This window comes from Nocardiopsis halotolerans DSM 44410 (assembly GCF_000341065.1).
In the GTDB taxonomy this organism is placed as follows: domain Bacteria; phylum Actinomycetota; class Actinomycetes; order Streptosporangiales; family Streptosporangiaceae; genus Nocardiopsis; species Nocardiopsis halotolerans.
This window is the reverse complement of record NZ_ANAX01000038.1, coordinates 1-12,835: the sequence shown is the minus strand read 5'-3', so window position 1 is coordinate 12,835 and position 12,835 is coordinate 1. Positions and strand designations below refer to the sequence as shown.

Here is a 12,835-nt window from a genome sequence, read left to right as displayed (position 1 = left end):
CTGGCCGCCGTGCCCGGCGCCCTGACCGCCGCCGTCGCCCTGGCCGAGCGGACCGGCGCCCGCCTGGTGTGGGTGCCTCGCCGCGCCGGTGAGCGCGGGGCCGTCGACGCCGGTGCGCTGCCGGGCCTGCTGCCCGGGGGCCGCCCGGTCACCGACGCCTCCGCCCGCGCCGAGGTCGCCCGCGCCTGGAACGTCGGCTCCCTGCCGGAGAAGCCCGGCCGCGACACCGCCGCGATCCTCGAAGCGGCCGCGTCCGGCCAGCTCGACGCCCTGGTCATCGCCGGGGTGGAACTGGACGACCTGCCCGACCCCGACGCCGCCCGCCGGGCCCTGGCCAGGGTGCCGTTCATCGTCAGCCTCGAACTGCGCGCCAGCGACGTCACCGACCGCGCCGACGTGGTGTTCCCGGTGGCCGCCGTGGCCGAGAAGTCCGGCACCTTCGTCAACTGGGAGGGCCGCCACCGGCCCTTCGGCGACGCGCTCAGGGTGCCCGGAGCCCTGTCCGACCTGCGGGTGCTCTCCGCGATCGCCGACCAGATGGACGTGCACCTGGGCCTGCCCGACGCCGCGTCCGCCTACGGCGAGCTGATGGAACTGGGCCTGTGGACGGGCGCCCGCGCGGAGGGGCCACGGGTACGTCCCGTGGAGGTCACCACCGCGCCCGAGCCCGGACAGGCCCTCCTGTCCACCTGGCGCCAGCTGTTGGGCACCGGCCGCATGGAGGACGGCGAGCCCTACCTGGCCGGGACCGCCCGGCAGGCGCGCGCGTACCTGTCCCGGGCCACGGCCGACGAGGTCGGCGTCGCCGACGGCGGCACGCTCCACGTGACCGGCGCCCGAGGATCGGTGACCGTGCCCGTGATCGTCACCGACATCGCGGACCGCGTCGTCTGGCTCCCGGCCAACGCCGACGGCTGCGACGTCCCCCGCGACCTGGGCGGCGGCGCCGGACAGACCGTCCTGCTGGCCGCGTCCACCACCGACAACGGGAGGCAGCAGTGACCCCCGCCGCTCTCGATCCGCGCGTGGCCCACCTGGCCTCCGAGGAGACACTGAGCGCCTTCGGCGGCGACCCCTGGTGGATCACCACCATCAAGGCGCTGGGCATCTTCGTCTTCCTCATGCTCTGCGTGCTGATGATGATCATGGCCGACCGCAAGGTCATGGGCCGCATGCAGCAGCGCCACGGGCCGAACCGGATGGGTCCCCTGGGCCTGCTCCAGTCCCTCTTCGACGGCATCAAGCTCTCCCTCAAGGAGGACCTGATCCCGCGCGGGGTGGACCGGTTCGTCTACATCGCCGCGCCGATGATCGCGGCCGTGCCCGCGTTCATCGCGTTCTCGGTCATCCCGATCGGGCCCGAGGTGACCATGTTCGGGGTCACGACCCCGCTCCAGCTCACCGACCTGCCCATCGCGGCCCTGGTGGTCCTGGCCACCGCCGCGCTGGGGGTGTACGGGTTCGTCCTCGGCGGCTGGGCCTCCCAGTCGCCCTACGCCCTGCTCGGCGGCCTGCGCGCCTCCGCGCAGGTGATCAGCTACGAGATCGCGATGGGCCTGTCCTTCGTCGCGGTCTTCATCATGTCCGGCACCCTCACCACGTCGGGCATCGTCGAGTCCCAGCGCGGACTGTGGTTCGCCGTGCTGCTCCTGCCGTCCTTCCTCATCTACCTGGTGACGATGATCGGCGAGACCAACCGGCTGCCCTTCGACCTGGCCGAGGGCGAGGGCGAGATCGTCGGCGGCTTCATGACCGAGTACGGGTCCATGAAGTTCACGATGTTCTTCCTCGCGGAGTACGTGAACATGTGCACGGTCGCCGCCGTGTCCGTCACGCTCTTCCTCGGCGGCTGGCTCGCCCCGCCCGGAATCGCGTCCCTCGTCCCCGGCGCCAACGAGGGCTGGTTGCCCGCCCTGTGGTGGCTGCTCAAGTTCGCGTGCGTGATGTTCCTGTTCATCTGGGCGCGCGGCAGCCTGCCCCGGGTGCGCTACGACCAGCTCATGAAACTGGGCTGGAAGGTGCTCATCCCCATCCAGCTGGTGTGGATCACCGCCGTCGCCGTCGTGCGGATGCTCGTCCTGGAGGACGCCTCCCCGGTGGTCATCGCCCTGGTGGTCGCGGCCTTCACCGTCGCCACGGTGGCCGCCTTCGCCGCCTGGCTGCGCCACGTGCGCCGCGAACGGGCCGAGGAGGCCCGCCAGCGCGCCGAGAACGCCCGCCGGTCCCACGCGGAACCCGCGTTCGGCGGCTTCCCGGTGCCACCGAGCACCGCCGCGCACTACGGCAGCAGCGTGCTCGCCGAACCGCCGCGGACGGCCCCGGCCGCCGCTGCCGACCGCAACAAGAAGGGTGAGGAGGTTACCGGTGCTTGAGTGGCTCAACCCCGTCAAGGGTTTCGGTGTCACCTTCCACACGATGTTCAAGAAGGTGCCGACCGTCGAGTACCCGGAGGTCAAGCGCCCCACGGCGCCGCGCTTCCACGGACGGCACCAGCTGAACAGGTGGGCCGACGGCCTGGAGAAGTGCATCGGGTGCGAACTGTGCGCCTGGGCCTGCCCGGCCGACGCCATCTACGTGGAGGCCGGTGACAACACCGACGACGACAGGTACTCGCCCGGCGAGCGCTACGGCCGGGTGTACCAGATCAACTACCTGCGCTGCATCCTGTGCGGGCTGTGCGTGGAGGCCTGCCCCACGCGGGCCCTGACGATGACCAACGAGTACGAGTTGGCCGACGACAGCAGGCAGAGCCTGATCTGGACCAAGGAGCAGCTGCTCGCCCCCCTCAAGGAGGGGATGGAGCAGCCGCCGCACCCGATGCGCCTGGGCGAGACCGAGCAGGACTACTACGCCACCGGACGCGGCCAGCACGGGTCGCAGGACGGGCACGAGGCGCAGGAGACCACGGAGGCGGTCCGTTGAACCCGCTCACCAGTCCTCCCGCACCGCCCGACCACCCCCTGCACCTGGCCGCGCCGATCGGCGGCGGCGAGGCAACCACGTTCTGGATCCTGGGAGCCGTGGTCCTCCTCGGCGCCCTGGGCGTGGTCTTCTCCCGCAAGGCCGTGCACTCGGCCATGTCCATGGCGCTGACCATGGTCGGCCTGGCCGTCTTCTACGGCATCAACGCGGCGCCGTTCCTCATGGTCGTGCAGATCGTGGTCTACACCGGCGCCGTCCTCATGCTGTTCCTGTTCGTGCTGATGCTCATCGGCGTCAGCTCGGCCGACTCCCTGGTGGAGACGCTCAGCGGGCAGCGGCTCCTGACGGCCGTCGTCGCGCTGTGCTTCCTCGGCGCGCTGGCCAGCGGGATCGCCCGTATCGCCGTGGGCGACCCGGTCGGGCTGACCGAGGGCGCCGCGGCGGCGGGCGGCACCATCCCGTGGATCGCGGGCGAGCTGATCCTGCGCTACGTGGTCGCCTTCGAGGCCACCGCGGCGCTGCTCGTCACCGCCGTCCTGGGGGCCATGGTGCTGGCGCACACCGCACGCACCAAGAAGCGCCGCACGCAGCGGGAGATCTCCGAGGACCGCATCCGCGGCGACCACCCGACCCCGCTTCCGGGACCGGGAACCTACGCCCGGCACAACGCGATCGACATGCCCGCGCTGCTGCCGGACGGCACGGTCTCCCAGCTCTCGCTCAACCCGGTGCTCACCGCACGCGACCCCGAGTACCAGTCGCAGGTGCCCGACGACGTGCGGGCCGCCCAGGCGCCGCTGTTCGGCGGGGCGTCGGACTCGGCCGACTCCAAGAGCGTCGAACCGGTGGAGGACGACCGGGCCAGGCCCGCCGCCGAGACCGCCGGCGGGCCGGTGGAGACCGGCACGCGGGTCGACGGCGACGCGGACGGGACCGGCGGGGCCGACGACCGCGCGAACGGCTCGGGCGGCTCCCGCGCCTCCGACGGCACCGGGGGTTCCGACGGGTCGGACGACGAGAACAGCAACGGCAACGGGCAGGAGGTCGAGTCCTCGTGGACCCGATGAACTACATCGTCCTCGCGACGCTGCTGTTCACCATCGGCGCCGTCGGCGTCCTGGTCCGGCGCAACGCGATCATCGTCTTCATGTGCGTCGAGCTGATGCTCAACGCCTGCAACCTGGCGTTCGTCGCGTTCGCCCGGATGCACGGAGACATCGAGGGGCAGGTCATCGCCTTCTTCGTGATGGTCGTCGCCGCCGCCGAGGTGGTCGTCGGCCTCGCGATCATCATGCAGATCTTCCGAACCCGCAGGTCCGCGTCGCTCGACGACGCGAACCTGCTCAAGCACTAGAAGGCGAGTGGCTGTGACATCTCACGCGTACCTCGCCGCCGAACCCGGGGCGGCGGTCGCGGCCGACAGCGCCGTGCTGTCGGGCGCCTGGCTGCTCATCGCCCTGCCGCTCGCGGGCGCGGCGATCCTCCTGCTCGGCGGCAGGCGCACCGACAAGTGGGGGCACTGGCTGGCCACGGCCCTGCCGGTCGCCTCCTTCGTCTGGGCGCTCCTCGTGCTGTTCGACCTGCTCGGCAGGTCGGCCGACGCGCGCAGCGTCTCCGTCCCCGTCTACGAGTGGTTCTCCGTCGGAGGCCTCTCCGCCGGGGTGGACCTGCTCGTCGACCCCCTCTCGATCAGCTTCGCGCTGCTGATCACCTTCGTGGGGTCGCTCATCCACGTCTACTCGATCGGCTACATGGCCGAGGACCCGGGCAGGCGGCGCTTCTTCGCCTACCTGAACCTGTTCGTGGCGGCCATGCTCGTGCTGGTACTCGCGGACAACTTCGTGCTGCTCTTCCTCGGATGGGAGGGCGTGGGCCTGGCGTCCTACCTGCTCATCGGGTTCTGGCAGTACAAGCCCTCCGCGGCGGTGGCCGCCAAGAAGGCGTTCATCATCAACCGCGTCGGCGACATGGGCCTGCTCATCGCGATCATGATCATGTTCGCGGCGCTGGGCGCGGTCAGCTTCAGCGACGTGTTCGCCGCCGTCCCCGGAGCCAGCGACGGCGTGCTGCTGGCGATCGGGCTGCTCCTCCTCCTGGGCGCCTGCGGCAAGTCCGCGCAGCTGCCGCTCCAGGCGTGGCTGCTCGACGCCATGGAGGGCCCGACCCCGGTGTCCGCGCTCATCCACGCGGCGACCATGGTCACCGCGGGCGTGTACCTCATCGTGCGCGCCGGGCCCGTCTTCGAGGGCGCGCCGGTGGCCCAGACCGTGGTCACCGTCGTGGGCGCCGCGACCATGATCGCGGGCGGGATCATCGCCTCGGCCAAGGACGACATCAAGAAGTCGCTGGCCGGGTCCACGATGAGCCAGATCGGCATGATGGTCCTGGCCGCCGGGCTCGGCCCGGTCGGCTACGTGGCCGCCATCGCCCACCTGGTCACCCACGGCTTCTTCAAGGCCGGGCTGTTCCTGGGCGCCGGATCGGTCATGCACGCCATGAACGACGGCGTGGACATGCGCCGGTACGGCGGGCTGGCGAGGATCATGCCGATCACCTTCGCCACCTTCGGCCTGGGCTACCTGGCCATCATCGGCTTCCCGCTGCTGTCGGGCTGGTGGACCAAGGAGAGCATCATCTCCGCGGCCTTCGGCGTGGGCGGCACCGAGGGCCTGGTGCTGGGCGGCGCCGTCATCGTCGGCGCCGGGCTCACCGCCTTCTACATGTCGCGGATGGTCTTCATGACCTTCCTCGGCGGGAAGCGGTGGGAGGACGGCGTGCACCCGCACGAGTCCCCGGTCAGCATGACCGCCCCCATGGTGGTGCTGGCGATCGGGTCGGTCGCGCTCGGCGCCTTCCTCACGCTCGGCGACCGGTTCGCGAACTTCCTGGCCCCGGCCACCGGCGCCCACCCGCACCACTTCGACGTGGTGCACGCCTTCACCTCGCCCTACGGCCTGGCCGCCCTGGGCGTGCTGGTCCTCGGCGTGGCCGCCGCCTGGGCGGTGTACCTGCGCAAGCCGGTGGCGAGCACCGCTCCCGGGCGCAACCCCCTCGCCGTCGCCGCCAACCGCGAGCTGTACGGCAACGAGATCAACGAGGGCCTGTTCATGCGGCCCGGCCAGGAGCTCACCCGGGCCCTGCTCGTCATCGAGGACAAGGTCATCGACGGGGCGGTCAACGGGCTCGGCGCGGGCGTGCGCGACTCCTCCAGCGGGCTGGGCCGGGTCCAGACCGGGTTCGCCCGCACGTACGCGCTCACCATGCTCTTCGGCGCCGTCATCGTCGCCGCGACGCTGGTTGTGAGGTTCTGACATGATCCCCTGGCTCACTCTCGCGATCGCGCTACCCGCGGTCGGCGCGGTCGTGCTCTGGGCACTCCCGCGCACCAACCGGGCCGCGTCGGAGGCCACCGCGGCCTCCGCCACGGCCTCCTCCGCCGCCTCCTCGGGCGGCGGCACGGCCACGGCGACGGCTGTACGCCCCACCGCCGCGGCGGCCACGGGCGGAGGGGCGTCGGCGCTGACCGCCAAACGGCTCGCGCTGGGCTTCTCGATCGCCACACTGCTCGTGGTCGCGGCCATGGCGCTGCGGTTCGACACCTCGCGGGCCGGAGACCTCCAGTTCCAGGAGGTCCACCCCTGGATCCCGCGCTTCGGCGTCAGCTACGCCGTGGGCGTGGACGGCATCGCCCTGGCGCTGATCCTGATGTCGGTCGTCCTGGTGCCGCTGGTGATCCTGGCCGCCTGGAACGAACACGAGGACCGGGAGGACGGCGGGCGCGGGTACTTCGCGCTCATCCTGGTGCTGGAGGCGATGATGGTCGGCGTCTTCGCCGCCACCGACGTCTTCCTGTTCTACGTGTTCTTCGAGGCCATGCTCATCCCGGTCTACTTCATGATCGGGCGGTACGGGCGCGGTGACGACCGTGCCAGGGCCGCGGTCAAGTTCCTGCTGTACAGCCTCGCGGGCGGCCTGGTCATGCTGGTCGCGGTGATCGGCGTGTACGTCGTCGGCGGCACCTTCCTGTGGAGCGACCTCGTCGCCGAGGGAAGCGCCCTGGCCGCGGTGGACCCGGCCACGGCCCGCTGGCTGTTCCTCGGCTTCTTCATCGCCTTCGCGATCAAGGCGCCGATGTGGCCCGTGCACACCTGGCTGCCCACGGCGGCGGGCGCCTCGCGCCCGGGCACCGCCGTGCTGCTGGTCGGCGTGCTGGACAAGGTCGGCACCTACGGCATGCTGCGCTACTGCCTGGAACTGTTCCCGGCGGCCGTGTCGTGGTTCGTGTGGCCGGTGGTGGCCCTGAGCCTGGTGAGCATCATCTACGGCGCGATCCTCGCCATCGGGCAGAACGACATGATGCGCCTGGTGGCGTACACGTCGGTGTCCCACTTCGGCTTCATCACCATGGGCATCTTCGCCCTGACCGCGCAGGGACAGGCCGGGGCCGCCCTGTACATGGTCAACCACGGGTTCGCGACCGGGGCGCTGTTCCTGGTCGTGGGCTTCCTCATGGCCCGGCACGGCTCGGGCCTCATCACCGACTACGGCGGTGTGCAGAAGGTCGCGCCCAGGCTCGCCGGGGTGTTCCTGGTGACGGGCCTGGCCGGTCTGGCGCTGCCGGGGCTGGCACCGTTCGTCAGCGAGTTCCTGGTGTTCCTCGGGGTGTACGCGTTCAGCCCGGCCCCGGCGGTCATCGCGGCGGTGGGCGTGGTCCTGGCCGCGCTCTACATCCTGTGGATGTACCAGCGCACCATGAACGGCCCGACCAGGGAGGGCCTGACCGGTCTGCGTGACCTGTCCGCGCGGGAGACGTGGGCCGTCGCCCCGCTGCTCGCGCTCATCCTCGCGCTCGGGGTGTACCCGCAGCCGGTGCTGGACGTGATCAACCCCGCGGTCGAGCGCACCGCGGAGGTCGGCGCGGCGGGCGACGGCGCCACCGAGGGCGCGATGGGCGCCCAGGAAGAGGAAGGAGACGCGGAGTGATCCCCCACATGGACCTTCCCGTCATCACCGGAACACCGCCGCGGATGGACTGGTGGCTGCTCGCACCGCTGCTCACGGTGTTCGCCGCCGGTGTGCTGGGCGTGCTGATCGAGGCGTTCGCGCCGAGGACGCGACGCCGCGGGATCCAGATCGGGCTCGCGGTGCTCACGCTGCTGGCCGTGTTCGTGCTGCTGGTGCTCCAGGTGGGGTCGCTGCCCGACGGCGCGCCGGGTGTGACGGTCGGCGCGGGCGCGCTGGCGGTGGACCGGACGGTGATCTTCTTCCAGGGCACCATCACCGTGCTGGCGCTGGTGAGCCTGCTGCTGATCTCCGAGCGCCGGGACGGGCGCGACGCGTTCGCCGCGCAGGCGGCGACGGTGCCCGGGAGCGAGGAGGAGCGCGCGCACATCCTGGCGGGCTCGCAGCACACCGAGGTGTACCCGCTGGTGCTGTTCGCGGTGCTGGGGATGCTGATGTTCCCCGCCTCGAACGACTTCCTGACGATGTTCATCGCGCTGGAGGTCATGAGCCTCCCGCTCTACCTGCTGTGCGGGTTGGCGCGGCGCCGCCGCCTGTTCTCGCAGGAGGCCGCGGTCAAGTACTTCCTGCTGGGCGCGTTCTCGTCGGCGTTCTTCCTGTTCGGCGCCGCCATGGTCTACGGCTACGCGGGGTCGGTGAACTTCGGCGACATCCGCGTGGCCGTCGAGGCGGGCGGCGCGGACATCTTCCAGGGGGGCAACGGCGAGCCGCTGCTGCTGATGGGCGTCGGACTGGTCGCGGTCGGCCTGCTGTTCAAGGTCGGCGCGGTGCCCTTCCACAACTGGAAGCCGGACGTGTACCAGGGCGCCCCGACCCCGATCACGGCGCTGATGGCCTCCTGCACGCTGGTCGCCGCGTTCGGCGCCCTGCTGCGGGTGTTCTTCGTGCCCTTCGGCGGCTCGGCGGAGAGCTGGGAGCCGATGCTGTGGGTGGTGGCCGTCCTGACGATGGTCGTCGCCGCGGTCATCGCGGTCACCCAGCGCGACGTCAAGCGGCTGCTGGCCTACTCGTCGGTGGTGCACGCGGGGTTCGTCCTCACCGCCGTCGTGGCGGGCAGCGCCGAGGGACTCGCCGGCGCCATGTTCTACCTGGCCGCCTACGGGTTCACCACGCTGGGCGCGTTCGCCGTGGTGACGCTGGTGCGCACCAGGGACGGCGGGCAGGAACTGGGCGACCTGGACCGGTGGGCGGGGCTGGGGCGCCGCTCCCCGGCGCTGGCCGGTGCGCTGGCGCTGTTCCTGCTGGCGTTCGCCGGTATCCCGCTCACCAGCGGCTTCATCGGCAAGTTCGCGGTGTTCGAGGCCGCCGTCTCGGCCGGTGCCGTCCCGCTGGTGGTCGTGGGTGTGCTGAGCAGCGCGGTGACCGCGTTCTTCTACGTGCGGATCATCGTGGTGATGTTCTTCCGGGACCCGGAGGGCGAGGGCCCCACGGTGGTGCGCGCGGGCGCGGCCACGGGCGGGGTCATCGCGATCGGGGTGGCGGCGACGCTGCTGCTGGGCGTGTACCCGGGGGCGCTGCTCGACACCCTGCTGCCGTCTCCGGAGGAGGGCTCCGCGCCCACCCAGGTGATGGTGGACCAGGCCTCGGTGGAGAGGGGCTCGGAGTGACTATTTTCCCGGTCTGACCTGGGACGCGGTACCCGGCGGAGCCGTACCCGGGTGTGGCTTTGGTTGTTCATTCCGGGTCGGATACCGTGGCAAGTCGGATCATGTTCATGTGCTGAGCACGCGCGGTGGCCCCCTCCGAGGGGGTCGCCGCCGTGCCCTTTCAACAGGTGGAGCATTACGGTGAGCGGTGCTGTCCCGAGCGGGTTTCTCGCTCTTCCGAGAGTCGACGAGGCCCTCGCCCGGGAGGTCCAGGACGACCTGGAGAAGGTCGAGGCCCTGCTGAGGGAGTCGGTCTCGTCCAGCGACCCCCTGCTGACCGAGGCCGCGTCCCACCTGCTGGAGGCCGGGGGCAAGCGCTTCCGCGCGACCCTGGTACTGCTGGCCGCCCACTTCGGGGACCCGAGTGTGCCCGACCTCATCCCGGCCGCGGCCGTGGTGGAACTCACCCACGTGGCCACGCTCTACCACGACGACGTCATGGACGAGGCGGAGCTGCGGCGCGGCGAGCCGAGCGCCAACCAGCGCTGGGGCAACAGCGTCGCCATCCTGACCGGCGACTACGTGTTCGCCCGCGCCTCGGAGATGCTCGCCGACCTGGGGACCGAGGCGGTCCGGTTGCAGGCGGCCACGTTCGGGCGCCTGGTGCAGGGGCAGATCCTGGAGACCTCCGGTCCGCCGGAGGGCACCGACCCCCTGGACCACTACCTGCGGGTCATCAGTGACAAGACGGCGTCGCTGATCGCGTCGTCGGCGGAGTTCGGCGGGATGTTCGGCAAGGTCGACCCCGAGACGGTCGGGACGGTCACCCGGGCGTGCGACGCGCTGGGGATGGCCTTCCAGCTGGCCGACGACCTGCTGGACGTGGCGAGCGAGAGCACGGACTCGGGCAAGACCCCGGGCACCGACCTGCGGGAGGGCGTGCTCACCCTGCCGATGTTCTACGCGCTGCGGTCGAGGGACGCGGCGGACGAGCGGCTCCGGTCGCTGCTGGGCCGTCCGCTGGGGGACGAGGAGGCCGAGGAGGCCCTCGCGCTGCTGCGGGTGCACCCGGCGATGGACGAGGCCGAGGCCACCCTGCGGGGCTGGGCGGACAGGGCGCGCGCCGAGCTGGCCACGCTGCCGGAGGGGCCCGCGAGGGGCGCCTTCGAGGCGCTGTGCGACTACGTGGTCGAGCGCTCCGGCTGAGAACGGTGCCGGGCGGTGTCCACGGGCCGTGGACACCGAACCCGGTGGAGTACGCGCGACGGCGGCGCCGCCCCGGGTGGGACGGCGCCGCCGCTGCTCGTGTGGGCCCTGGTGAGCTGGTGGCCGGAGTGCTCCCGCCCCGGGTGGTCCTGCCCTTGTAGCGAGGTTGGAGCGTCGAGGTGCGCTACGGGTACAGGACCACGGCGAACAGGGCGGGCCGGTGAACCCTTCCGGTCACCGCGCTAGCTCACGACGGGCAGGGCCTCGGAGCCGGGCAGGTCCATGAAGGTCGGGTGCTGGACCATGCCCTCGGGGGTCTCCTGCGGCGCGGTGCCGCCCTCGACGGACACCAGGTCGCTGGTGTCGACGTCGTTCAGCAGGTCCGTGCCGCGGCCCAGCTCGGCCACCAGGTCCTCGGCGGTCCGGGTGTCGACGCCCTCGGCGACCCGGGGCAGACCGGCGTCGGCCAGCTGCGGAGCGGTCGCGTCGACCGCGTCGTCCACCACGGGCACGCCCGTGCCGGACAGGCGGGGCATCCCGGAGTCGGCCAGGGGGCCGTCCACGTTCAGGGGCTGGACCTCGGCGATCCGGGTGTCCTCCTGTTCCAGGGCCTCGGTCAGGTCACCCAGGCCGTCGGGCGCGGACTGCGGGACGGTCGTGATGTTCCCGTCGAGGTTGCGCTGGCCGATCATGCCGAGCACCTCCTCCTCGCCGAGGCTGACGTGGTTGTCCTCGGTCATGGGGGTGGCCTCCATGACGTCCTGCACGCCGCCCGGGGTCTCCAGGCCGAAGGCGTAGGCGAGGTCCCAGACGTTGGGAACGGTGGGCGTGGCCGCGCTCTGCCGCACGGTGGAGGGGTTGCCCACGCCCAGGACCTCCTGGAGGGTCGGGGCCTGGGCGCCCTCCGTCGACAGGACGTCGCCGCCGGTCACCGAGGACAGGTCGGAGGCGCCGGGCAGCTCGGCCGTGTCGGGCAGCCGCGAGGCCCCGGTCAGCGGGGCGACCTGGTCGACCCGGGGCAGGTCCACCTCCTCGCGCAGACCGTAGACGGACCTGATCGTGTGCGGCAGCACCGCCACGGCGGTCTCCTCCACGGCCTCGCCCGCCCGGTGGCCGCCGTTCTCCAGGGCCCGCCCGGCGTCGTGGCCGATGGTGTCGTGGGGGTTTCCATCCAGGCCGGTGGCGTCCTGGGTGTTGGCGATGGTGTCGGCGAGCTCGGAGGTCGGGTTGGGCACGGTGCCGAGCGGGGTCCGCAGGTCCCGGCCCTCGGGCAGCGGCGCGGACAGGTCGGGGGCGGCGCCGTCGGGGTTGTGCGCGCTGTCCTGGAGCTCGGCCAGGGCGGTGTTCGCGATCGGTCCGACACCCTCGGGGGCCAGGCTGTTCACGGAGGGGGCGACGCCCTCCACGAGGGCCCGCTCGACGGTGGGCGCGACCTCGTGCATGGGCGTGGTGAGCGTCTCGGCACCCGAGACCCCGGCGCCGAGGGCGACGAAGCCCGCCGTTCCCGCGGCGAGGAATACTGCCCTGGCTGAGATGCGCTTGGCCTGCGTCATGGGTTTCCCTTCGGAAGGTCGTGCTTTTCGGATCAGTGGATACGGGGCGGCCGTGCGCGTGGGGCGCGTGCGGCCGGAGCCGGGGCGGACCACCGGCTGACATGAATTCCGTGAGCGGAGGGCACGGGACTCAGGTCAGCTCCCAGAGGGCGCGGCGGGGCCGGGCGGAGGCTGGGAACGGTCCGGGCGCGGAAGGCGCTTCCGAGGCCGTCCTAGTCGGGGGAGAAGGTGGGGTCGTCGCTCGGGCCGCCCGGCACGGGGTGCATGACGTGGGCGGTGAGGAGGACGGCGTCGGCGGCGGGCGCGGTGACGGGCGCCGCGGAGAGGTAGCCGGCGATCGCGGGAACGGGTGCGCCGCCCCCGGAGGGCGCGGCGGAACCGGTGGAGAGCCGCTGGACGGGGGAGCCGGTCGCCGGGGCCTCGGTGTCGTGCCGATCGGTCGCGTCCGCGTGGGAGGAGGCGTCGTCGGCGGTGTCCGTCCCGGCGTGGACACGGGTTCCGTGCTGGTGGACCGCTTCGCGCGGGGTGCCGGACTCCGGCGCGTCG

10 protein-coding genes and 1 pseudogene (1 of these 11 cut by a window edge) are annotated in these 12,835 nt (G+C 72.1%); 9 read left to right on the top strand and 2 right to left on the bottom strand.

Annotated features, from left to right (window positions below; all coding sequences use genetic code 11):
• From D455_RS0102830 to D455_RS0102790, 9 genes are all read left to right on the top strand, one after another.
• Nucleotides 1-1,002 carry the end of an NADH-quinone oxidoreductase subunit G gene (locus D455_RS0102830; RefSeq protein ID WP_017569254.1) on the top strand. Its footprint begins 1,437 nt before the window's first position, so 1,002 of the gene's 2,439 nt are visible here — the last part of the coding sequence; its start codon lies off the left edge, out of view; its stop codon occupies nt 1,000-1,002.
• The gene (nuoH, locus tag D455_RS0102825) at nt 999-2,372 is read left to right on the top strand and encodes an NADH-quinone oxidoreductase subunit NuoH (RefSeq protein WP_017569253.1); all 1,374 of its coding nucleotides are present in this window, start codon (nt 999-1,001) and stop codon (nt 2,370-2,372) included. Before D455_RS0102830 ends, nuoH begins: the two co-directional genes overlap by 4 nt.
• Nucleotides 2,365-2,922 (top strand): NADH-quinone oxidoreductase subunit NuoI, encoded by a 558-nt coding sequence (nuoI, locus tag D455_RS0102820; protein ID WP_017569252.1) that lies wholly within the window; start codon nt 2,365-2,367, stop codon nt 2,920-2,922. Before nuoH ends, nuoI begins: the two co-directional genes overlap by 8 nt.
• Nucleotides 2,919-3,989, top strand: coding sequence for an NADH-quinone oxidoreductase subunit J (locus tag D455_RS0102815; RefSeq protein ID WP_017569251.1), 1,071 nt, complete (start codon nt 2,919-2,921; stop codon nt 3,987-3,989). The genes nuoI and D455_RS0102815 overlap by 4 nt, the downstream gene beginning before the upstream one ends.
• The gene (gene nuoK / locus D455_RS0102810) at nt 3,977-4,276 is read left to right on the top strand and encodes an NADH-quinone oxidoreductase subunit NuoK (RefSeq protein WP_017569250.1); all 300 of its coding nucleotides are present in this window, start codon (nt 3,977-3,979) and stop codon (nt 4,274-4,276) included. Before D455_RS0102815 ends, nuoK begins: the two co-directional genes overlap by 13 nt.
• Nucleotides 4,277-4,289: 13 nt before the next feature.
• On the top strand, nt 4,290-6,233 hold the full coding sequence (nuoL, locus tag D455_RS0102805) for an NADH-quinone oxidoreductase subunit L (protein WP_017569249.1): 1,944 nt from the start codon (nt 4,290-4,292) through the stop codon (nt 6,231-6,233).
• A gap of 1 nt (nt 6,234) precedes the next feature.
• Nucleotides 6,235-7,905 (top strand): NADH-quinone oxidoreductase subunit M, encoded by a 1,671-nt coding sequence (locus D455_RS0102800; RefSeq protein WP_017569248.1) that lies wholly within the window; start codon nt 6,235-6,237, stop codon nt 7,903-7,905.
• An 8-nt stretch (nt 7,906-7,913) separates the two neighbouring features.
• Nucleotides 7,914-9,551: an NADH-quinone oxidoreductase subunit NuoN gene (gene nuoN, locus D455_RS0102795; protein WP_040684330.1), complete on the top strand. Its 1,638-nt coding sequence runs from the start codon at nt 7,914-7,916 to the stop codon at nt 9,549-9,551.
• Between the two features lie 180 nt (nt 9,552-9,731).
• Nucleotides 9,732-10,736, top strand: coding sequence for a polyprenyl synthetase family protein (locus D455_RS0102790; protein ID WP_017569246.1), 1,005 nt, complete (start codon nt 9,732-9,734; stop codon nt 10,734-10,736).
• A 242-nt stretch (nt 10,737-10,978) separates the two neighbouring features.
• On the opposite strand, the gene D455_RS0102785 is transcribed toward D455_RS0102790, so the two are convergent.
• A complete protein-coding gene (locus tag D455_RS0102785) occupies nt 10,979-12,289 on the bottom strand; it encodes a hypothetical protein (RefSeq protein WP_017569245.1) in 1,311 nt (436 codons plus the stop codon).
• Nucleotides 12,290-12,501: 212 nt separating this feature from the next.
• Nucleotides 12,502-12,835: pseudogene (locus D455_RS34075) on the bottom strand (flagellar associated protein); the annotation flags it as partial.